This is a genomic window from Kitasatospora sp. NBC_01266 (genome assembly GCF_036242395.1).
Lineage (GTDB): Bacteria > Actinomycetota > Actinomycetes > Streptomycetales > Streptomycetaceae > Kitasatospora.
The window spans coordinates 6,932,365-6,953,754 of sequence record NZ_CP108458.1; the positions used below are offsets into that span (position 1 = coordinate 6,932,365).

General features: G+C 73.7%; 19 protein-coding genes. 5 read left to right on the plus strand and 14 right to left on the minus strand.

What is annotated here, in order from left to right:
• Positions 1-84: 84 nt before the first annotated feature.
• Positions 85-1,473 carry a sensor histidine kinase gene (locus tag OG403_RS29760; protein WP_329569813.1) on the minus strand — a complete coding sequence of 463 codons (1,389 nt, stop codon included), beginning with the start codon at positions 1,471-1,473 and terminating at the stop codon, positions 85-87.
• A 136-nt stretch (positions 1,474-1,609) separates the two neighbouring features.
• On the minus strand, positions 1,610-2,287 hold the full coding sequence (locus OG403_RS29765) for a response regulator transcription factor (protein ID WP_329569815.1): 678 nt from the start codon (positions 2,285-2,287) through the stop codon (positions 1,610-1,612).
• A gap of 490 nt (positions 2,288-2,777) precedes the next feature.
• On the opposite strand from OG403_RS29765, the gene OG403_RS29770 reads away from it, so the two are divergent.
• Together OG403_RS29770 and OG403_RS29775 are read left to right on the plus strand one after the other, a co-directional pair.
• The gene (locus tag OG403_RS29770; RefSeq protein ID WP_329569817.1) at positions 2,778-3,887 is read left to right on the plus strand and encodes an MGDG synthase family glycosyltransferase; all 1,110 of its coding nucleotides are present in this window, start codon (positions 2,778-2,780) and stop codon (positions 3,885-3,887) included.
• Positions 3,884-4,612 carry a polysaccharide deacetylase family protein gene (locus tag OG403_RS29775; RefSeq protein WP_329569819.1) on the plus strand — a complete coding sequence of 243 codons (729 nt, stop codon included), beginning with the start codon at positions 3,884-3,886 and terminating at the stop codon, positions 4,610-4,612. Before OG403_RS29770 ends, OG403_RS29775 begins: the two co-directional genes overlap by 4 nt.
• Before the next feature lie 53 nt (positions 4,613-4,665).
• Here the strand turns inward: OG403_RS29775 and OG403_RS29780 are convergent, their stop codons facing one another.
• The 6 genes from OG403_RS29780 to OG403_RS29805 form a co-directional block, all read right to left on the minus strand.
• Entirely contained in the window at positions 4,666-5,778 is a 1,113-nt protein-coding gene (locus OG403_RS29780; protein WP_329569821.1) for a cytochrome P450 family protein, read from the minus strand.
• Entirely contained in the window at positions 5,775-7,274 is a 1,500-nt protein-coding gene (locus tag OG403_RS29785) for a cytochrome P450 (protein ID WP_329569823.1), read from the minus strand. Before OG403_RS29785 ends, OG403_RS29780 begins: the two co-directional genes overlap by 4 nt.
• Positions 7,271-7,897: a GTP-binding protein gene (locus tag OG403_RS29790; RefSeq protein WP_329569825.1), complete on the minus strand. Its 627-nt coding sequence runs from the start codon at positions 7,895-7,897 to the stop codon at positions 7,271-7,273. Before OG403_RS29790 ends, OG403_RS29785 begins: the two co-directional genes overlap by 4 nt.
• Positions 7,875-8,231: a DUF742 domain-containing protein gene (locus OG403_RS29795; protein WP_329569827.1), complete on the minus strand. Its 357-nt coding sequence runs from the start codon at positions 8,229-8,231 to the stop codon at positions 7,875-7,877. Before OG403_RS29795 ends, OG403_RS29790 begins: the two co-directional genes overlap by 23 nt.
• Entirely contained in the window at positions 8,228-8,641 is a 414-nt protein-coding gene (locus OG403_RS29800) for a roadblock/LC7 domain-containing protein (RefSeq protein WP_329569829.1), read from the minus strand. The genes OG403_RS29795 and OG403_RS29800 overlap by 4 nt, the downstream gene beginning before the upstream one ends.
• A 66-nt stretch (positions 8,642-8,707) precedes the next feature.
• The gene (locus OG403_RS29805; protein ID WP_329569831.1) at positions 8,708-10,291 is read right to left on the minus strand and encodes an ATP-binding protein; all 1,584 of its coding nucleotides are present in this window, start codon (positions 10,289-10,291) and stop codon (positions 8,708-8,710) included.
• 294 nt (positions 10,292-10,585) lie between these two features.
• On the opposite strand from OG403_RS29805, the gene OG403_RS29810 reads away from it, so the two are divergent.
• Positions 10,586-12,421: an NAD-binding protein gene (locus tag OG403_RS29810; RefSeq protein ID WP_329569833.1), complete on the plus strand. Its 1,836-nt coding sequence runs from the start codon at positions 10,586-10,588 to the stop codon at positions 12,419-12,421.
• A 31-nt stretch (positions 12,422-12,452) separates the two neighbouring features.
• Here the strand turns inward: OG403_RS29810 and OG403_RS29815 are convergent, their stop codons facing one another.
• The 6 genes from OG403_RS29815 to OG403_RS29840 form a co-directional block, all read right to left on the minus strand.
• Entirely contained in the window at positions 12,453-13,358 is a 906-nt protein-coding gene (locus OG403_RS29815) for an AurF N-oxygenase family protein (protein WP_329569835.1), read from the minus strand.
• A gap of 33 nt (positions 13,359-13,391) precedes the next feature.
• Positions 13,392-14,012 carry a TetR/AcrR family transcriptional regulator gene (locus OG403_RS29820; protein WP_329569837.1) on the minus strand — a complete coding sequence of 207 codons (621 nt, stop codon included), beginning with the start codon at positions 14,010-14,012 and terminating at the stop codon, positions 13,392-13,394.
• Between the two features lie 135 nt (positions 14,013-14,147).
• Positions 14,148-15,122, minus strand: a complete 975-nt coding sequence (gene egtD, locus OG403_RS29825; protein WP_329569839.1) for an L-histidine N(alpha)-methyltransferase — start codon at positions 15,120-15,122, stop codon at positions 14,148-14,150.
• Entirely contained in the window at positions 15,119-15,892 is a 774-nt protein-coding gene (egtC, locus tag OG403_RS29830; protein ID WP_329569841.1) for an ergothioneine biosynthesis protein EgtC, read from the minus strand. The genes egtD and egtC overlap by 4 nt, the downstream gene beginning before the upstream one ends.
• The gene (egtB, locus tag OG403_RS29835) at positions 15,892-17,214 is read right to left on the minus strand and encodes an ergothioneine biosynthesis protein EgtB (protein ID WP_329572639.1); all 1,323 of its coding nucleotides are present in this window, start codon (positions 17,212-17,214) and stop codon (positions 15,892-15,894) included. The genes egtC and egtB overlap by 1 nt, the downstream gene beginning before the upstream one ends.
• A 35-nt stretch (positions 17,215-17,249) precedes the next feature.
• Positions 17,250-18,620: a glutamate-cysteine ligase family protein gene (locus OG403_RS29840; RefSeq protein WP_329569843.1), complete on the minus strand. Its 1,371-nt coding sequence runs from the start codon at positions 18,618-18,620 to the stop codon at positions 17,250-17,252.
• Positions 18,621-18,932: 312 nt separating this feature from the next.
• On the opposite strand from OG403_RS29840, the gene OG403_RS29845 reads away from it, so the two are divergent.
• Together OG403_RS29845 and OG403_RS29850 are read left to right on the plus strand one after the other, a co-directional pair.
• Complete coding sequence (locus tag OG403_RS29845; protein ID WP_329569846.1) at positions 18,933-19,628, plus strand: TetR/AcrR family transcriptional regulator; 696 nt, start codon at positions 18,933-18,935, stop codon at positions 19,626-19,628.
• Positions 19,629-19,772: 144 nt separating this feature from the next.
• Positions 19,773-21,278, plus strand: a complete 1,506-nt coding sequence (locus OG403_RS29850; RefSeq protein ID WP_329569848.1) for an MFS transporter — start codon at positions 19,773-19,775, stop codon at positions 21,276-21,278.
• Positions 21,279-21,390: the final 112 nt, after the last annotated feature.

Here is a 21,390-nt window from a genome sequence, read left to right on the forward strand (position 1 = left end):
ATCCTAGGATCCGGGCCGGGCGCCGGGGCGGCCGGGTGGGTGGCGTCGCCCGCAGGAGTCACCCGGAGGAGTCGCCCGGCTGCCTCAGCGGTCCGGTGCCGCCGCGACCAGCGGGAGCCGGACCACCAGGCGGGCGCCGCGGGCGCTGCGGGCGGCGGCTTCGGCGGCTTCGGCCGGTTCGGCGGGCTCGGCGGTGAGGGTGCCGTGGTGGTGCTCGGCCAGGTCGCGGGCGATGGCCAGGCCCAGCCCGGTGCCGCCGTGGTCGCGGCTGCGCGCGTCGTCGAGCCGGGTGAAGCGCTCGAAGACCCGCTCGCGGTCCGCCTCGGGGATGCCGGGCCCGTCGTCGGTGACCTCCAGCACCGCCTGCCGGGCGGCCGGATCGGCCCGCAGCACCACGCTGACCCGCTGCTCGGCGAACCGCTGCGCGTTGTCCAGCAGGTTGGTCACCACCCGGGTCAGCCACAGTTCGCTGCCCGCCACCTCGAGCCCCGGGGTCAGTTCGGCACGGACCGGCAGCCGGTCGCCGCGCCGCTTGTGCACCGCGTCGTCGACCAGGTCGCCCAGGTCCAGCCGGCTGTTGGGACGGGGCTCGGCCGCGTCGATCCGGGCCAGCAGCAGCAGGTCGGCGGCCAGGTGCTGGAGCCGCTCGGTGTCCTCCAGCGCGCCGAGCAGCAGTTCGGGCCGCAGCGCCGGGTCCGGCACCGCGAGCGCCACCTCCAACTGGGTGCGCAGGACGGCGATCGGACTGCGCAGCTCGTGCGAGGCGTCGGCGATGAACTGGCGCTGGCGCTGCCCGGAGGACTCCAGCCGGTCCAGGGTGGCGTTCATGGTCAGCGCGAGGCGGGCGATCTCGTCGTGGGTCTGCGGCACCGGGACCCGGCGGTGCAGGTCGCGGTCGCTGATCTCGGCCACCTCGCTGCGGATCGCCTCCACCGGGCGCAGCGCCCGCCCGGTCACCCACCAGGTGACCCAGGCGACGGTGAGCAGCAGCAGCGGCACGCCGACCGCCAGGGCCGCCGAGGTGGTCGCGTCGGCGGCGTCGGCGTCCCGCAGCGAGGTGCCGGCGTAGACGCTGACCAGGCCGCCGTTGGTCTCGGTGGTGACCTGCACCACCCGCTGCCGGTGGTCCTGCCCCAGCGCGTGGACGTTCATGGTGCTGCGGACGGTGCCCGGCACGGTGGGGCGGTGGTCGGAGACCGGCGGACGGCCCGTCAGGTTCTGGCTGGAGGTCAGCACGACGCCCTGCTCGTTCACCACCTGCAGGAAGTCGGCTCCGTGGGTGGGCGGCAGCAGCGGGTCGAGCCGCCCGGCCATGGCGAGCTGGGCCACCGCGGTGGCCTGCGCCTCGGCGTCGGTCTCGGCGTTGTGCAGCAGGTTGGCGTCGAGCAGGCCGAGCAGCGCGAACGAGCCGATGGCCAGCGCGATCGCCACCACGGCGCTGGCCCCGATGGTGGCGCGGGCCCGCACGGTCATCGGCCGCAGTCGGCCGAGCCCGCGGCGCGGCGGCTCGGGGACCGCGGCAGGGTCGGCCGTCGCCGGGTCCGGCGTCGTCGGGTCTGGCCTCGTCGGGTCGGCTGCCGTCGGGCCGGCCGCCGTGTGAGCGGCGGCCTCAGCCACCGTCGGCCGCCAACCGGTAGCCGGCCCCGCGCACGGTCTCCAGCGCCGCCCGGCCGAACGGTGCGTCGATCTTCCGCCGCACCGCGCTGATGTGCACCTCGACCACGTTCGGATCGCCCTCGAAGGCGCTGTCCCAGACCTGCTCCAGGATCTCCCGCTTGGGCACCACCTCGCCCACCCGCCGGGCCAGGCACTCCAGCACCGCGAACTCGCGCGCGGTCAGCCTGATCGGCACCCCGCCCCTGGTGCAGCTGTGCCGGGCCGGGTCGAGCACCAGGTCGCCGAACTCCAGGGTCTGCGGCCGGCGCCGCCCGGTGCGCCGGGCCAGCGCGCGCAGCCGGGCCACCAGCACCACGTAGGAGAACGGCTTGGAGAGGAAGTCGTCAGCCCCGGTGTCCAGCGCCTCGGCCTCGTCGTACTCGCCGTCCTTGGCCGTGAGCATCAGGATCCCGGCCTCGTTGCCGGCCGCCCGCAGCCGTGCGCAGACCCGGTAGCCGTTGACGCCGGGCAGCATGATGTCGAGCACGATCACGTCGTAGTCGTGCTCGCCGGCCAGCCACAGCCCCTGCGGCCCGTCGTGGGCCACGTCGACGGTCATGCCCTCGGCCTGCAGTCCGCGCTGCAGCGCCGCGGCCAGCCGCCGCTCGTCCTCCACCACCAGTACACGCATGCCATCAGGATCCCAGGCGACCGTGACGGTTTGCTGAAGACCCCTTCAGCTTGCTTCAGCTCCGCTTCAGCTCGGGGCCTCCATGCTGTGGCGCGGCAGTTCACGGGGCGGACGGTCGGAGCCGGTCGGCAGTCGTTCGTACGACGGACATCTGGTGTCCGGCCACCGGCCAGGTGGACTCCCGCTGGGCGGCCTACCGTCCGAGCCTGACCGGCCAGCCGCCGGATCCGGCCGACGAGCCGGACCGGCTCCGACAGGGATCTCGGGGCCGGTCCTCAGGCTTTCCGGACCCAGGTCCGGCACGGGGCGACGGGGGGACCCACCGCAACGGGGCCGGGTGGTCGGCTCCCGGGCCAGCACGCGTACGCGCGAGGGCCGAGGGTCGGCCGGGTCGTGCGCCCGGTGGTCCCAGCACATCCGTCAGACGCAGTGAGGTCGCGGGTGCGGCTTCCGCTGTCGGCGGTGGTGGCACCCGCCTGGAAGGAGCCAGATGCGGTCGACTCAGCCGCGCCGGATAGCCGTGGTGTCCGCGAGCGTGGGGGCGGGGCACGACGGCGCCGCCCGCGAACTGGTCCGCCGCCTGGAGGCGGCCGGCTTCGATGCCACCTGCCACGACTTCCTGGACCTGCTGCCGCCGGGCTGCGGACGGCTGCTGCGCGGCAGCTACGCGCTGGAGCTGAAGGTCGCCCCCTGGGCCTGGGGCTGGCTGCTGCACGGGCTGGAGAAGCACCAGGGCTCCAAGTCGCTGGTCGGCGGCCTCTTCGCGAAGGCCGCCGCCCGCCGGACCAGGAAGCTGGTCGGCCCGGACGTCAGCGCCGTGGTCTCCACCTACCCGCTGGCCAGCCAGGCGCTCGGGCGGCTGCGGCGGCGCGGCGAGTTGGAGGTGCCGGTCGCCACCTTCCTCACCGACATGTCGGTGCACCCGCTCTGGGTGGCCGAGGGCGTCGACCTGCACCTCGCGCTGCACCCGGTGGCCGCCGACCAGGCGCAGCGGCACGGCGCCCGGCTGGTGGAGATCTGCGCCCCGCTGGTCGGCCCCGCCTTCCGCCCGGTGCGCTCGGCCGCCGAACGGCAGCGCGAGCGGGTCCGCTTCGGGCTGCCGGTGGACGCGCCGATCGCGCTGATCACCGCGGGCTCGTGGGGGGTGGGCGAGGTCGAGCAGACGGCCAGGGAGATCGCCGCCTCGGGGGTGGCCGTCCCGGTCACCGTCTGCGGCCGCAACCCGGCGCTGCGCGAGAAGCTGGCGGCGGCCGGGGCCGGGGTGGCGCTCGGCTGGGTGGACGACATGCCGGCCCTGCTGCGGGCCTGCGACCTGGTGGTGCAGAACGCCGGCGGGCTCACCTCGCTGGAGGCGATGGCCAGCGGCGTCCCGGTGGTCAGCTACCGTTGCCTGCCGGGCCACGGGGTGACCAACGCGGCCGCACTGGACGAGGCCGGGCTGGCCGTGTGGATCCGCGACGAGCAGCGGTTGGGCAAGGGGCTGATCGACGCGCTGGCCGGCCCCCCGGTGCCGCGCCGCCGCACCGCCCCGGGCGCCGACGACCTGGTGGCCGCCCTGGCGGGCGGGCTGCCCGCACCGATCCTGGAGGTGGCCTCGTGAGGCCCGACCGTGCCCGCGCGACCCGGGCCCTGGCGCTGACCGCCGGCGCCCTCGCGGTGGGCCACAGCCTGCCCGCGCTCACCTCGCTCGGCCCGCTGCGCCCGCTGCTCGCCCCCAGGTTGAGCGGACCGGGCGATCCCGGGCACGTCGCGCTGACCTTCGACGACGGCCCCGACCCGGCCTCCACCCCGCTCTTCCTGGCGGAGTTGGCGAAGACCGGGACCAAGGCGACCTTCTTCCTGCTCGGCCGGATGCTGCAGCGCGCCCCCGAGCTGGGGCGCGAACTGGTCGCCGCCGGGCACGAGGTGGCCGTGCACGGCTGGGCGCACCGCCCGCTGCTGATCCGCTCGCCCCGGGCGACCCGGGACGACGTGGCCCGCGCCCGCGACCTGATCGCCTCGGTCACCGGGCAGGAACCGCGCTGGTACCGCCCGCCGTACGGGGTGCTGAACGCCTCCGCGCTCTACGCGGCCCGCGAGAACGGGCTGCGCCCGGTGCTCTGGACGCACTGGGGCCAGGACTGGACGGCCCGTGCCACACCCGACTCGGTGCTGCGCACCCTCACCAGGGCCCCGCTGGCCGGCGGCACCGTGCTGCTGCACGACTCGGACTGCACCTCGGCGCCGCAGGCCTGGCGCTCCACCCTCGGCGCGCTGCCCCGGCTGCTGGACCGGTGCGCGGAGCAGGGGCTCAAGGTCGGCCCGCTGCGCGAGCACGGCCTGTGACACCGCGGCGGAGTTGACGGATGGTCGGCTGACCATCCGTCAACTCCGCTGTTTCAGGCGGTGGCCGGCCGCAGCACCGTCGGCAGGGACCGGTGGCCGTTCGAGATGAACGACTCCATCGGCTGCAACTCGCCCTCGGCCAGCGCCAGCTCGGGGAACCGCTCGAAGAGCGCGGGCAGCGCGACCAGCGCCTCCAGTCGGGCCAGCGGCGCGCCCAGGCAGAAGTGCGCGCCGTGCCCGAAGGCGAGGTGGGACTTGTCGGCGCGGGTCAGGTCGAAGGCGTCCGCGTCCGCGCCGTGCACGCTCGCGTCGCGCCCGGCGGCGGCGTAGGCCGCCAGGATCGCCTCGCCCTTGCGGATCAGCACCTCGCCGACCTGGATGTCCTCGATCGCGTACCGCAGCGGCAGGTTGGCCACCGGCGACTTCACCCGCAGCGCCTCCTCGACCACGTCGTTCCAGGAGGCCCGCCCGGAACGGACCAGGGCCAGCTGCTCGGGGTGGCTGAGCAGCAGCTGGATCGCGTTGTCCAGCAGGTTCACCGTGGTCTCGTGCCCGGCGCTGATCACCAGCAGCAGGGTGTCGAGCAGCTCCTGCTCGGTGAGCGTGCTGCCGTCGCCGCCGTCCTCCTCGTCCCGGGCCGAGATCAGCGCGCTGGTCAGGTCGTCGCCCGGCTCCTTGCGCTTGAGCGCGACCAGCTCGCCGAGGATCCGGTAGACGTTCTCCACGTTCGCCTGGGCGGCCTGCGGGGTGATGGTGGTGTCGAAGAAGCCGTCCACGCAGGCGCGCAGGCCCGGGTGCAGCTGCTCGGGCACCCCGAACAGCTCGCAGATCACCTGGATCGGCAGCGGGTAGGCGTACTGCTCGCGCAGGTCGGCAGCCGCGCCGGCCGGGGTGGCCGCCAGCTTCGCCAGCAGCTCCTCGGTGATCCGCTCGACCCGGGGCCGCAGCGCCTCGGTGCGGCGGTTGGTGAAGGCGCCGGCCACCAGGCGGCGCAGCCGGCGGTGCTCGGGGCCGTAGGCGGTGAACATGTTGTCCACCGCGACCCAGATCATCAGCGGCCAGTCGGCGGGTATCTCACCGTTGACGAAGGCCGACCAGTGCTGCCGGGCGCTCTTGGAGACCCGGGGGTCGGCCAGCAGCTGCTTGACCAGCTGCTGGCTGCTCACCGACCACGCAACCACGCCACCAGGGAGCTCCACCTGGGCCACCGGCCCGTCCTGGTGGATCCGCCGGGCCTCGGCGTAGATGTCGCTTCCGGCCGGGTCGATCCGGAAGGGGCAGCGGTCGGACTCCATGTACGGCCTCCAGGGGCGTTGTCGGGTGCGGTGGCCACCTGGTCGGGCTCGGTGGCGGCCACCGCGCGGGGCATGGTGGGGACTGCTGCGGTGTCGCTGTTCTCGGCAGCGCTGGGGACGGTGGCGATCGGGGTGCTGCCGGTGGCCGGCGGGAACCGCACCGGCAGGGCCGCCAGCGCCCGGTGGAACGGTCCCGGGCGCCAGACCAACTCATCCGGCTTGACCGCGAGTTCGAGATCCGGCAGGCGGTCGAGCAGCCGTTCCACGGCGACCGAGGCGATCAGCCGGGCCGGGCCCTGGGCCGGGCAGGCGTGCGGGCCCGCGCTCCAGGCCAGATGCGCCCGGTTGCCGGTGCGGCTCACCCCGGCCAGCGCCGGGTCGGTGTTGGCCGCCGCGAAGCTGACCACCACCGGCTCGCCCTCGGGCAGCCGCACGCCCGCCAGGTCCACGTCCCGGACCGGGTAGTGCACCGCGTAGTTGGCCATCGGCGGATCGGTCCAGAGCACCTCGTCCAGCGCGTCCTCGATCGGCAGGCTGCCGCCCGCCAGGTCGCCGGCGAACCGGTCGTCGGAGAGCAGCAGCCGCAGCGTGTTGCTGATCAGGTTGAGCTGCGGCTCGGTGCCCGCGCCCATCAGCAGCACCAGGTGGTGCAGCATCTCCTCGTCGTTCAGCGCGGCCGGGTGGGCCATCAGCCAACTGGTCACGTCGGGGCCAGGGTTGGCCCGCTTGAGGGCCACCAGCTCGAGCAGCGTGGCGGTCAGCTCGGCGTTGGCCCGCTCGGCATCGATGCCGTCGAAGATGCCGGACATGCCGGCCACCAGGCGGTCGCCGAAGTGCGCGGGGGAGCCGAACAGTTCGTTGAAGACCAGCAGCGGCAGCGCCCTGGCGTAGTCGGCCACCAGGTCCGCCTCGCCGCGCCCGGCGAAGTGGTCGATCAGCCGGTCGGCGCCGCGCTCGATGTAGCCGCGCAGCGCGTTGGGGTCCACCCGCTCCAGCGAGTCGGTCACCGCGCCGCGCAGCCGGTCGTGCGCGGCGCCGTCGCTGAACAGGCAGTTGGGGCGGTAGGCCATCATCGGCACGGCCGGGTTGTCCGGGCCCACCCGGCCGTCCGCCAGGCCCTTCCAGCGCCGCGAGTCCTTGGCGAAGGTCTCCGGGCTGCGCAGCACGTCCAGCGCCACCTGGTAGGAGAGCGCCAGGGTCGCGGTGGCGCCCGGGTAGAGCTCCACCGGCGCGAGTGGGCCGTAGGTGGCCCGCAGCCGGGCGTAGACGTCGGCCGGGTCGGCCGCGAACTCCGGGCTGTGCAGCGGGAATCCGGCGTACTGCGGCTGATGGGCCGGGCAGCCGGGGGGCGGGGTCGGGGTGGTCACGCGGGCTCCTGGTCGGTGCGGCTGAGCAGGTACTGGACGAGTGAGATCAGCGCCCGGGTGGCCGAGGCCGGGTCGCGGGCGTCGCAGAGCACCAGCGGGGTGCTGGGCAGCAGGTCGAGCGCCTCGCGCAGCTCCTCCTCGCCGAACTCCGGTGCGCCGTCGAACCGGTTGACCGCCACGGCGTACGGCAGGCCGTGCTCCTCCAGCAGGTCCATCACCGGGAAGGAGTGCTCGAGGCGGCGGGTGTCGGCGAGCACCAGCGCGCCCAGCGCGCCGAGCGTCATGTCCCGCCAGAGCGGGGTGAAGCGCTGCTGGCCGGGGGCGCCGAAGAGGTAGAGCACCAGGGACTGACTGAGCGTCAGGCGGCCGAAGTCCATCGCGACCGTGGTGGTGGTCTTGCCCGGTACCCCGGTCAGGTCGTCCACCAGCGCGCCGGCCTCGGTCATCGGCTCCTCGGTGCGCAGCGGCTCGATCTCCGAGAGGGTGCCGACGAAGGTGGTCTTGCCGACCGCGAAGTGACCGGTGATCAGCAGCTTGACGGCGGTCCGCACGCCCTCGCCCAGGTAGCTGACGCCAGGTGCCGCAGGATGGGTCAGGGGTTCAGAGCCGGGCGCGAAGACCATCGAGCACCTCCTGGAGCAGCTGCGACTCGGGCAGTTGGGCCCGGGGCACGGCCGCCCGGGTGAGCAGGTGGCCGCTGTCGACCAGGTCGCCGAGCAGCACCTTGACCACGCTGACCGGCAGCCGCAGATGGGCGGCCACCTCGGCGAGCGAGAGCGAGCCGTGCGTGCACAGCTCGACCATCCGGCGCTGCTCGGGCCCGAGTCCGGTGCTCGGCCGGCCCGGCGCGGCGCTGACCAGGGTGACCAGGTCGAAGGTGTTGCGGGTGGGCTCGGAGCGCCCGTTGGTCACCACGTAGGGCCGCACCAACCCCTGGTCGCGCCGCCGGCCGGTCACCGGATCACCCCCGCGTCCTGTCGGGGCGGTGCGGTCAGCTCCTTGCCGAGCCGGTCGACCAGCTTCTGCATCCGGTAGCTCACCGCCTCCATGTCCACGTTCTCCCCGGCGGAGACCGCGAGGTAGGCGCCGGGGCCGGCGGCCACCAGGAAGACGTAGCCGCCGGCGAACTCGATCAGGGTCTGCCGCCACGGGGTGGGCTCGGCGCCGAGGAAGCCGGCCGTGCTGCGGCTGATCGACTGGACGCCGGAGAGCGCGGCGGCCTGCCGGTCCGCCTCGTCGCGGCTGATGCCCGCCGAGTGGGCGCGCAGCAGGCCGTCGGCGGAGAGCAGGATGGCGTGCCGGGCCTCGGGAACCAGCAGGACGTCATCGAGCATCCAGCCGAGATCGTTGGTCGGGTGGCTGTTCATCGCATGCTCCTAGCGGGGGACGGGCGGCGGTCGGGGGGCGGGGCCGGCCGCAGGGGCCGCCGTGGGTCAGCCGGCGTACGGGGCGCCGGGCGTCGGACCGTCGGGCGTGGGGTGGTCGGGCTCGGGGTGGCCGGGCACCCGGTGGTCGGGTGCCGGGGCGCGCAGGGCCCAGTGCTCGGGCTCCGGGTGCTCGGGCCGGGCGGCGTGCCGGCCGTACCCGGTGGGCTGCGCGTCCGGCTCGGCCTCGCGTCCGGCCCGGGTGCCGCGGGCGAAGGCGCCCAGCCGGCGGGCGGTGGCCTCGGCGCCCCGGTTCCACTCCTCGGGCAGCTCGGCGGCGCTGCTGCCGGGGCCGGTCGCGGTGGCGGCGGGGTCGGCGGTGGCGAACGGGTCGGCGGCCTGCGCCGCCTGCGCCAACTGCTCGGCGCCCAGCGGCTCGCGGCGGCGCCGCTTGGGCAGCCCGCCGACCGTGCGCGGGCCGGCCGGCGGCGCCGGTGGCGGTGCGGCCGGCGGTGCGTAGGGGGCGGGCGGCGTGGCCGGGGCGGTCGGGGTGACCTGGGCGGGTGGTGCGGCAGGCGCGTCCGGCGCGGCGGCGGGCGGCACCGGTGCCGCGCCCCGGCGGGGCAGCGGGGCGGCCGTGCGCGGGGCGGCCGGCGGCTCGGGCGCCAGCTGGGTGAGCAGCACGGTCGGCAGGAAGAGCACCGCGCGCACCCCGCCGTACGGAGAGCGGGTGTCCACCGAGACGCTGAACCCGTAGCGCGCCGCCAGCACGCCGATCACCGCGAAGCCGAACTGCGGCGGGTCGCCGAGCCGGGTGACGTCCACCGAGCGCTGACCGGTCAGCAACTGCCCGGCCAGCTGCGCCTCGCGCGGGTCCATCCCGACCCCGGCGTCGTCGATCACGATGCAGGCGCCGTTGTGCGCGGGCTGCAGGTTGACCTCGACGGTGGTGTTGGGCTGCGAGTGCCGGGCCGCGTTGTCCAGCAGCTCGGCCACCGCCAGCACCACTGGCTCGACCGCCCGGCTGACCACCGCGAGTTCGATCTGGGTGCGCACCTCGACCCGCTTGTAGTCGCGGACCCGGGACTTGGCCCCGCGCACCACGTCGCTCAGCGAGGAGGCGGTGCGCTGCCGACCCGGCCAGGAGCCGCAGAGCACCGCGATGGCCTGCGCGCGCCGGCCGAACTGGGAGTTGGCGTGGTCGATCTCCAACAGGTCGCGCAGCACCGCCGGTTGGTCGTGCCGCTCCTGCATCTCGGAGATCGCCACCTGCTGTTCGTTGGCCAGTCCCTGCAGCGCCCGCATCGCGCCCTTGAGCGCGGCCTTGGCGTTCTGGTCGGCGCGCGCCTCGGCCAGTGCCACGGCGCTGCGGAACTGCTCGACCACGGCGCGCAGGTTGCGCTCGTACTCACTGCCCGTCAGCAGCGGGTCGCCGTTGGCCGGGTGCGCGACGGCGGCGTGCGCGAGCGCGGGCAGCTGCACGGTGGCCAGCCGCCGCGCCTCCTCGTCCCGGGCCCGGACCGCGGCTCGCAAATCGGCCAGTGTCCTGGACCGCTCCCGGCCGGCCCGCCACTGCCGGATCAGCAGGATCAGGGCCACCAGCAGCCCGGCAGCCAGGCGCCAGGTCACCGCCTGTGGTATCTGTGACATCAATTTCCTTGCACGGGCGGACGGTTCGTAGCTGCCGGGGGGGGTTGGCGTACGCGATGCCCAGGGAGCGGCAGGCGCGAATTATCTAACCAGATTGACGACAGAATGTCAGAGGTAGATCTCAGTAAGTGATCTGATGGTCAGTAATACGTTGAACGGTGGCTCAAACTGATCGCTCCGGCCGGCCCGTGGCCCCGGTAGCCACCGGTACCCACCGTGACTGCCGGGACGGCTGAACCCACTGAAGTTGACCCCGTTGCTGCCCGTTCGGACCATCCCGCCACTACCATCCGGGCTATGACACAGGTAGCACGGGGGGTGATTCCGGTCGAGGTGGACCCCACGGTCCCGGTCCGGGACCACTACATCATCTGCGGCGCCAACGCCCTGGCCCACCGCTTGATCCTGGAACTGATCGAGCACTACGAGGTCCAGGTGGTGGCGATCGTTCCCGACCGGATGCGCGACCACGCGCCGCGGATCGAGCGGCTCGAGGGTGTCGCCACGGTCCTGGAGTACAGCAGCGTCACCGACGAGGCGCTGCTGGCGGCCGGCGCCGGGACCGCGCGCGGCATCGCCATGCTGGACGGGGACGATCAGGCCAACATCCACACCGCGCTCAGCGCACAGGGTCTCAACCCGGAGATCCGGATCGTGCTGCGGATGTTCAACCAGCGACTGGGCGAGCAGATCCAGGTCCTGCTGAAGAACTGCGCCGCGCTCTCCGGCTCGGCCACCGCCGCGCCGGCCTTCGCCAACGGCGCGCTGGCCCGGCCCAACTCGGTGCGGGTCGGCGACCGCTACCTCTATGTCGCTTACGACACCGACTTCCAGGCCGGCCATCTCTGCGTGGCCGCCGACCGCGTCGACCGCCAGGACCTGACCAGGCTGCGGCTGCTGCCCGACACCGGGCCGGCCTCCCGGGAGTTCATCCGGCTGGCCCAGGCCTTCGGCGAGGGCGGCCCGATCGAGGTCGGCCCGCCCGACTGGCACGGCGGTTCGCCCGACACCGGGGACGGCGTGGCGGTGCTGCAGACCCTGCCCACCGAGCCCCGGCTGCGGGTGCCGCTGCGCTTCCGGCTGCTCTACAAGTTCCTGGACACGCTGCGGTTCTTCACCGGCGTGCGGATCCGGCTGGTGCTGTTCACCGCGTTCGCGGCGATCCTCAGCTCGGCGCTGATCATCTGGTACTTCAACCGGAGCTTCGGCTGGACGCTCTACCTCACCCTGCTCGACATGGCCGGCTCCGCGCAGCCCGACCAGATGCACGACCCGACCGGCGGCACCGGCGGCCCCTGGCAGCGGGTGGCGCAGGTGATCGTCACCTTCAGCGGCATCGCGCTGGTCCCGGTGCTCACCGCGATCATGGTCGACATCCTCGCCTCGGGGCGGCGCGGCCAGCCGCGCAGCCCGAGCGCGGGCCTGCGCGGGCACGTGATCGTGGTCGGGCTCGGCAACGTCGGCACCCGGGTGGCCACCCTGATGCACGAACTCGGGGTGCCGGTGGCCGGCCTGGAGCGCGACCCGCAGGCCCGCGGGATCGCCGCGATGCGCGCGCTCGGCATCCCGGTGGTGATCGGTGACGGTCCGCTGGCCGCCCAGCTGCGGATCGCGCGGGCCCAGCACGCCCGCGCGGTGGTCGCCGTCACCAGCGACGACGCGGTCAACCTGGAGGCGGCGCTGGAGGCCCGGGCGCAGCGCGAGAGCGTGCGGGTGGTGGTCCGGCTCTTCGACGACGACTTCGCCCAGCACGTCTACTCGACCCTGGAGAACGTCGCCTCCCGCTCGGTCTCCTACCTGGCCGCCCCCGCCTTCGCCGCCGCGCTGATGGGCCGTGAGGTGCTCGGCACCCTCTCGGTCTTCCGGCACGTGCTGCTGATCGCCGAGCTGACGGCGGAGCAGGGCGGCGCGCTGGTCGGGATGAACCGCAACGCGTTGGAGGCGATCGGCGGCCTGCGGGTGATCGCGGTGCGGCTGGCCCGGTCGCCCGACACCTACCAGTGGGGCTTCGCCGACCGCAGCCGGGGCCTGCTGCCCGGCGACCGGGTGGTGGTGGTCGCCACCCGGGGCGGTCTGGCCAAGCTCAACAACGCCGCGCCGGAGCCGGTGATGGCCGAGCCGGCCGGCAGCTGAGCCCAGGCCCGCGCCGACCGGCGCGGGCCGGCTACGGCAGCAGCGAGCCCCGGCGCCACATCGCCTCGCTGCGCCGGTCGATGATGCCCAGCTCGGTGAAGAAGGAGATCGCCTTGCGCGCCCAGTCCATCCTGGCCTGCCGCCAGTGCGGGTTGGCCTCGGCGACGGCCCTGGCCTGCTTGGGATCCAGGCCCGCCAGCGCGTAGACCCGGGGGTTGACGCACTCGATCACCGCCTCGTACGCCAGCACCCCGAGCACCTGGCGGAACACGGCCCGCCTGGCCGGGCTCATCCGCGCCCAGCGCCGCTCCAACTCGGGCTTGGCGTAACCGATGTGCCGGGCCTCCTCGATCACGTGGATCCTCGCCACCGAGCGGGCCAGCGGCTGCAGGCTCTCGTCCCGGATCATCTCGCGCTGCATCGCGTCGGTGAACTCCTCGACGAAGATCGCGCCCGCGAAGGTCAGCGTGGTGTCGTTGAGCAGCAGGTGCAGCTTGCCGCGCCGGTGCGCCCGGGTGCTGGGCCGGGCCGACGGGTAGCCGGTCTTGGTGATGTACCGGGCGAACATGGTGGAGTGGCGGCACTCGTCGGCCACCTCGGTCAGCGCGTACTGCGCGTGCTGGGTGGTCAGGTCGCCGTCGTAGACGTGCCGGACCAGGCCGTTCATCAGGATCAGCTCGAACCAGATGCCCGCCGAGGTGACGCTGGCCAGCTGATGGGTGCTCAACTTCGCCTGCTGGCGCGGCGTCAGGCCGTGCCAGAGCTGGGTGCCGTAGAGCGAGACCCGGTGCGGCGGCAGGGCGAACTGGTCGGGGTCGATGGGGGCGTCCCAGTCGATCTCGGTGAGCGGGTCGTGGGAGTGCTTGGCGGAGACCCGCAGCAGGCGTTCGGCGTTCTGCTCGCGGACGTCCGGTGCGGTGGGGGCGAGGTCGCGCATGGAGCGGCTCCGGTCAGGTGTGCGGCAGGGGTGTCAGATGCGGGTGGGGGTGGGGGTGGGAGTGCCGCCCAGGGCGCGCAGCGAGAAGGAGATCAGGGCGGGGATCAGGTCGTCGGGTGCCCGGCCGTGCGCGAGCGGGCCCACGAGTGCCTCGCCGACCCCGCCGACCAGCAGCGCGGCGGTCAACTCGGCATCCTGCGCGGGCAGTCGGCCGGCCTCGACGCCCTCGGCGATCCGTGCCGCGATCACGTCGCGAAAGGCCCGGCGGAAGACCAGGCGCTCGGCCTCCACCTCCGGGTCCACCGGCTCGGCCAGCAGCGCGTAGGCCAGCCGCGGGGCGCCCAGCGCGCGGCCCGCGAAGGTGCCGATCACCGAGGCGACCTGGGCGTGCAGGTCGCCCGCGAAGGCGGCCGACTCGCGCACCGCCGCCACCTCCCGGCCGACCACGGTGCGGAACAGCTCGGCCACCAGCTCGGCCTTGCTCGGGAAGGAGCGGTACACCGTCCCGGTGGCCACCCCGGCCCGCTCCGCCACGGCCGCCACCGAGCAGGCGGCGTAGCCGCGTTCGGCGAGCAGCTCGGTCGCGGCGGACAGCACCGTCTCGCGCTGGGCGTCGAGCCGGGCTTGCACGGCGGGAGTCTTCCGGTAGGCCACGGCAAGAAGTGAAGCAGCGATTCAGTTCTTCGGCAATACCCCTGGCACGCGTGAAACAGGGGTCCTGGCACGGTGCCAGGACCCCTGCTCCGGGTAGGTGACTACATCGGCTGAATGACTACACCAGCTGAATGACTACACCGGCTCCGCCAGCGACAGCCCGAACCGGCCCTCGGGGTCGGTCCACCAGTGCCGCAGCGTGAAGGAGGCCTCGGCCAGCTCGGCGGCCACCTTGTCACGGCGGAACTTGGCCGAGACCTCGGTGCGCAGCTCCTCGCCCTCGGCGAAGTCCACCGCCATCGCCAGCGCCGGGATCGCCACCCGCTGCGCGGCCCGCGAGCGCAGCCGCATCTCGATCCACTCCTGCTCCGGGTCCCAGCGCGCGACGTGCTCGAACGCCCCCGGATCGAAGCCGGCGTTCAGCTCGCGGTTCAGCACGTTGAGCAGGTTCTTGTTGAACTCGGCGGTCACCCCGGCCGCGTCGTCGTACGCCGCCACCAGGACGGCCGGATCCTTGACCAGGTCGGTGCCGAGCAGCAGCGCGTCCCCGGGGGCCAGTTCGGCGCGCAGCGCGGCCAGGAAGCCGGCCCGCTCGGCGGGCAGCAGGTTGCCCAGCGTGCCGCCGAGGAAGGCCACCAGCTTCGGCGCGTGCGCCGCGCGGGGCAGGCCCAGGCTCGCGGTGAAGTCGGAGACCACCCCGTGGATCGCCAACTCGGGGTATTCGCCGGCCAGCGCCTGCCCGGCCTCGCGCAACGCGCTCTCCGAGACGTCCACCGGTACGTAGGTCTCCAGCGTGCCGAGCGCGCGCAGCGCGTCCAGCAGCAGCCGGGTCTTCTCCGAGGAGCCGGAGCCCAGTTCGACCAGGGTGCGGGCCCGGGTGGCCCGCGCGATCTCGGCGGCCCGCTCGGTGAGGATGGCCCGCTCGGCGCGGGTCGGGTAGTACTCGGGCAGTTTGGTGATGTCCTCGAACAGCTCGCTGCCCCGCTTGTCGTAGAACCACTTCGGCGGCAGCCACTTGGCCGGCGCGGTCAGGCCGTGGCGCACGTCCGAGCGCAGCGCCTGGGCGAAGTGGTCGGTGGGGAGCAGGCGGGTGAGCTCGAAGGCGGTCATCTGATCCGGTCCTCTCGGGGAGCGGCGCTGGCATCCAGCGGGCGGATGGTCACCGCGTCGGGGGTGGCCAGTAGGACGGAGCGGTCGGGCACCGGGATCCAGCCGGGGCCGTCGTCGCCGGGTTCGGAGGCGACCAGCACGCTGTGGCCGAGCTCCAGGCGGTGGAAGAGGGTGTCCCCCCAGGTGGTCGCGGCTATCGAACGCCCGTCGGTGACCAGCAGGTTGAGCCGGGCGTCGGCCTGGCGGGCGATCTCGCGGACGGTGGCCGCCAGCGCGTCGCCCACCTCCTGCCCGGCCCGCAGGCGCCGCCGCAGCAGCGCCCAGACCAGGGCGGAGTCGCAGCGCGCCTCCAGCCCCAGCAGCTCGGCCGGTTCGAGCAGCGCGGCCAGTTCGCCGGCCGCCGCCGGCCAGCCGGCGATCACGCCGTTGTGGCTGAACAGCCAGCCCTCCCCGGCGTACGGGGCTGCGGCCGCCTCGCCCGCCGTGGTCCCGGCGGTGGCCGAGCGGACGGCCGCCAGCAGGGCCCGGGTGCGGATCACCCGGGCCAGATCGGTCAGGTTCTCGTCGGCCCAGATCGGCACCGCCCGCCGGTAGCGGGCGGGTCGCGGGTCGCCCTCGACGTACCAGCCGAGCCCGAAGCCGTCCGCGTTCACCGTCCCGTGCCGTTGCAGGCGCGGCGACCAGGACTGCCGGTAGAGCCCGTAGGGCGGCTCGACCAGCACCTCGGCCGGGCTCACCGGTACGCCCAGATAGGCGAGATGACGGCACATCAGCTGCCGTCCGCAAGGTCCCGGGCGGTGCGGAAGCCGGCGAAGATCTGCCGCCGGACCGGGTAGTCCCAGTTGCGGAAGGTGCCCCGGCAGGCCACCGGGGCGACCGCGAAGCTGCCGCCCCGCAGCACCTTGTACTCGGCCGGTTCGCCGGGCGGCGCGAAGAAGACCTCCGAGTACTCCCGGTAGGGCCAGGCCTTGAAGCCCGGGTACGGGGTGAAGTCGCTGGCCGTCCACTCCCACACGTCGCCGATCAACTGCCGCACCCCGTAAGGCGATGCGCCCTCGGGGTAGCTGCCGACCGGGGCCGGCTGGAGGTGCCGCTGGCCCAGGTTGGCGTGCTGCGGACCGGGCGCCGCGTCGCCCCACGGGAAGCGGCGCGAGCGGCCGCTGACCGGGTCGTGCCGGGCGGCCTTCTCCCACTCGGCCTCGCTCGGTAGCCGCCGCCCGGCCCAGCGGGCGTAGGCGTCCGCCTCGTACCAGGTGACATGCAGCACCGGCTCGTCGGCCGGGACCGGTTCGAGGTGCCCGAAGCGGCGGCGCAGCCACTGGCCGTCCACTCGGCTCCAGAACAGCGGCGCGGTCAACTCGGCGCTCATCAGGTGCGCCCAGCCCGCCGGGCTCCACCAGCGCGGCTCCTGGTAGCCGCCGTCCTCGATGAAGCGCTGGTAGGCAGCGTTGCTGACCGGGGTGGTGTCGATCGCGAAGCCCGGCAGGTCCACCAGGTGCGCGGGGCGCTCGTTGTCCAGCGCCCACGGCTCGGTGTCGGTGCCCATGGTGAACGGACCTGCGGGGATGACGACTTCGGCGGGCAGCCGGTCCGCCGGCGCCGGCCCGGGGGCCGGTGCGGACAGTACGGCGGCGCCGGCGCGCAGCTGATGGGTGATCAGCATGGTTTCGTCGTGCTGCTGTTCGTGCTGGGCGATCAGCCCGAAGGCGAACCCGGCCTCCAGCAGCGGTTGGCCGGACAGCCGGACGTCGGCCAGCAGGTCGAACACCCGGCCGCGCACCTGGTGGGCGTAGTCGCGGGCCTCGGCGGGCGGCAGCAGCGGCAGCGAGGGGCGCGCGGAGCGCGGGTGCTCGAAGGCGTCGTAGAGCGGGTCGATCTCGGGGTGCATCGGCTCGCGGCCACCGACGTTGCGCAGCAGCCAGAGCTCCTCCTGGTTGCCGATGTGCGCCAGGTCCCAGACCAGCGGGGACATCAACCGCGAGTGCTGGGCGGTGAGTTCGCCGTCGTCCACGGAGTCGGTGAGCAGCCGGGTGCGGCTGCGTGCGGCCAGCAGCTCGGCGGCGATGGTCTCGCGCAGCTGCTCGTCACTCAGGTCACCGAGCCGGTGGGTGGCGGTCGGTTCGGGGTTCAGCACGGGGCGTCCTCCTCGGGCGCGGGCCGGCGGGGCGCGGTCGGCGCCTCCAGCAGGTCGTCGGCGGGGCAGCGGCCCCTGGCGGGGTAGCGCTCGGCGAACTCGGCGACGGCCGAACGCAGTCGCCCGGCCCCGGGCCGTCCGGCCCGCGCCTGGTCGGCCAGCACCTGCTCGGCCGCCGTGAAGCAGCCGAGCGCCGCCCGGCGCAGCACCGGGTCGTCCATGCCCCGGGTCGCGGCCCTGGTCCAGGCCGGTCCGCGCGGTCCCGGCTCGGCGGTGGCCGCGGCCAGCGGCTCCAGGGCGGCCAGCGCGGCGTCGGCGGCCTTCGGGTCGGCGAACAGCGCGGCGGCCAGCGCGGCCGGGACCTGCCAGCCGTCGCCCGGCTGCGCGTCGATCATCCGCAGCTCCAGATAGCCGCGTGGGCGCACCGGGGGGAAGAGCGTGGTCATGTGGTAGTCGAGGTCGGCCAGGCTCGGCCGCTCGGCCTCGGGCCCGGCCAGCCAGTCGCGGAAGGTCAGTCCGACCGGCGCGCTCCACGGGTGGCCCTCCGGGCGGCGCACGCAGAGCACCGCGGCGTCCAGCACGTAGCGGGCCCAGGCCGCGCGCGGATCGCCGTCCACGGCGGTGGGCGCCAGGGTGCGGCTGGGGTCCATCCGGGACCAGACGGCCTGCCGGGTGGACCGGTAGCCGGTCGGCCGGCCGTCCAGCAGTGGCGAGTTGGCGAAGGCGGCGACCAGCACCGGGCCGAGCCGGTGCGCCAGCTCCCAGCGGGCCCGGAAGTCGTGCCAGGCGCCGTCGGCCCGCGGGCCGCCAGTGCTGGTGCCGCCAGGGCCGTCGGTGCTTGGACCGCTGGCACTCGGGCCGTCGGTGCCCGCGTCCAGGCAGACCTGGGTGGAGGCGGTGGTGCACATCATGATCTTGCCCCACGGTCCGGTCCGCCCGAAGAACTCCTCCATGGCCAGGTAGCGCGGCTGACGGAGGGTCACCCGACGTTCCCTCGGGTGGGGTTCGGTACCGTAGCCGACGAGGGTCAGGTCCTGGGCGGCAAAGGCGGCGCGCAGGATACCGAGATCCTGGCTGGTGATGTCGACGCAACCGGCGAGATCATCGGCGGCGGGGGAGCTGAGCTCGACCTGGCCGCCGGGTTCGCGGGTGAGCCGCGAGCCGTGCGGGAGAAGCGGGAGATCGGGGGAGAGCCGCAGGGAGTCCAGGGCGGCGTTCACCCGGTCGGGATCGGGGGCGGCATGAGGTCGACAGGAGTCGTGGACGAACCACTCCAGTTCGACTCCGACCTGCCCGGGTGGTCCGATCTTGAAACAGGTGCTGGCCACGTACGCCTCGGCGGACGACTGGGTCAGCGGGGTCACCGTTGGCGGTGCCTGTGGCTCGGTGTCGAGTGCTGAGCTCGACGGCCGTGCGACGTTCACTGCGTTTCACCGTCCTCATGATCCGGTTCGGGGCAACCAGGTCTTCTTGCCCAGTTTGCGGCGGCCTATCCGGCGTTGCTCGGCCGCACAGTGTCGATTCCCCGGGGTCGGCGCGGGCAACCGAGTGAGGTGAGGCGGCTCACACCTGACGCAGCGGGCGGCTGGGCGGAAATATGTGGGGAGCTTCTCCCCGTTTGGAGTACAGTCAGATAAGTGGGGAGCGAATCCCCGGAAACGGAAAGGAGCGCCGCGATGGGGACCAAGCAGGTGGGGACCTGTACCTCCGCGCTCGCTGCGGGTATCCGCGCGGCCGCACCCCGACTCCGCAGGGACGCCACCCTCAACCGTGAGCGGATCCTGGACGCCGCCAGGCGGCTGTTCGCCCTCGAAGGCGCCGATGTGCCGCTGGACGAGATCGCCAAGCAGGCCGGTGTCGGCAACGCGACGCTCTACCGCAACTTCCCCGACCGCACCGCGCTGGTCCGCCAGGTCGCGCTCTCGGTCATGGAGCGCGGGGTGGAGCAGGCCCGCGAGGCGCTGGCCGCCCCGGGCGACCCGTTCGAGGCACTGCGCGGCTTCGTGCTCGGCGCCGCCGAGGGGCAGGTCGGAGCGCTCTGCTCGCTGCTCTCCGAGCACCTGGCACTGCGCGAGGACGAGCAGCTCTTCGCCACCCGGGCGGAGCTGTGGCAGCTGGTCGAGGAGCTGATGACCCGGGCCAGGCTGGCCGGCTCGCTGCGCCCCGACGTGGGCGCGGCCGACCTGCTGGGCGCGGTGGCCCGGCTGACCCGTCCGCTGCCCGGCAGTGCCGACTGCCTGGAGAACGAGCTGAACGAGATGTTCGTCAACCGCCACCTGCACCTGTTCATGGACGGGCTGCGCACGCCGGTGACCTCCGTCCTGCCCGGACGGGTGGCCTGCCTGGAGGACCTCTTCCCATCGACCCGCTGACCTGCTGACCTGCTGAGCCGCTGACCTGCTGGTCGACCCGGTTCGACCTCCTCTGCTCGACCTCTGTTTCGACCCTCGACTTCACCGGACGCGGCACCGCCGTGTCCGATCGCAAGCAACTCCTGCCGTTAGGTGAGTACACCCATGTCACAACCCGTCCCGCAGGCCGATCCCAATCGCTGGAAGGCACTGGGCTTCATCGGTCTGGCCCAGCTCATGGTGGTGCTGGACGCCACCATCGTGAACATCGCGCTGCCCTCGGCGCAGCGCTCGCTGCACTTCTCCGACGCCAACCGCACCTGGGTGATCACCGCCTACGCGCTGGCCTTCGGCGGGCTGCTGCTCTTCGGTGGCCGGATCGCCGACCTCTGGGGGCGCCGCAACACCTTCATCACCGGTCTGATCGGCTTCGCCACCGCCTCGGCGATCGGTGGCGCGGCGCAGAGCACCGGGATGCTGATCGGCGCCCGCGCGCTGCAGGGCCTGTTCGGCGCGCTGCTGGCGCCGGCCGCGCTCTCGCTGCTGACCGTGATGTTCAGCGAGGCGAAGGAGCGGGCCAAGGCCTTCGGCATCTACGGTGCGATCGCCGGTGGCGGTGGCGCGCTCGGCCTGATCCTGGGCGGCGCGCTCACCCAGTACCTGGACTGGCGCTGGACCTTCTTCATCAACGTCCCGTTCGCCGTGATCGCGGTGTCCGGTGCGATCCTGGTGATCCGCGAGCCGCAGGGCACCCGTAACCGCAACCGCCTCGACATCCCCGGCGTGCTGCTGGTCTCCAGCGGCCTGGTCTCGCTGGTCTACGGCTTCACCAAGGCCTCCGAGGACGGCTGGGGCTCGCACACCACGATCGGCCTGTTCGTCGCCGCCGCCGTGCTGCTCGCCGCCTTCGTGGTGGTCGAGAACGTGGTCAAGGCCCCGCTGCTGCCGATGCGCGTGGTGCTCGACCGCAACCGCGGTGGTGCCTACCTCTCGCTGGGCCTGGCCGTGATCGGCATGTTCGGCCTCTTCCTCTTCCTGACCTACTACATGCAGAACATCCTGGGCTACTCGCCGGTCATGACCGGTGTCGCCTTCCTGCCGATGGTGGCCGGCATGATCACCGGCTCGACCCAGATCGGCGCCCGGCTGATGAACCGGCTGCCGGCCCGCTTCCTGATGGGCCCCGGCTTCCTGGTCGCCTCGATGGGCATGCTGATCCTCACCCAGATCAAGGTCGACTCCTCGTACTGGCTGATGCTGCCCGGCCTGGTCCTGATGGGCCTCGGCATGGGTACCGCGTTCATGCCGGCGATGAGCCTGGCGACCTTCCGGGTCAACCCGCAGGACGCCGGTGTCGCCTCCGCGATGGTGAACACCTCGCAGCAGGTCGGCGGCGCGATCGGCACCGCGGCGCTGAGCACGGTGGCGAGCAGCGCGACCACCGCGTTCATGAAGTCGCACTTCAGCCCGACGCTGCCCAAGCCGATGCAGCAGCTGGTGCAGGCCCAGGGTGCGGTGCACGGCTTCTCGACCGCGATCTGGTGGTCCTTCGGGATCCTGCTGGCGGCCGCGGTCGTCGCCTCGGCGCTGCTCAACGGTGGCGGCAAGAGCAACCTGGTCGCCGCTTCGGGCGACGGTGAGATCGCCGACATCCCGGTGATGGCGCACTGAGCACCTGTGCAGGAGTGCTGATGGGTCGTCACCTGTAGCAGACGGTGGGCCGGATCCCCGCAAGGGGGCCCGGCCCACCGGCATGTCCGGCGGCGGTGGGCGGCGGTGGGCG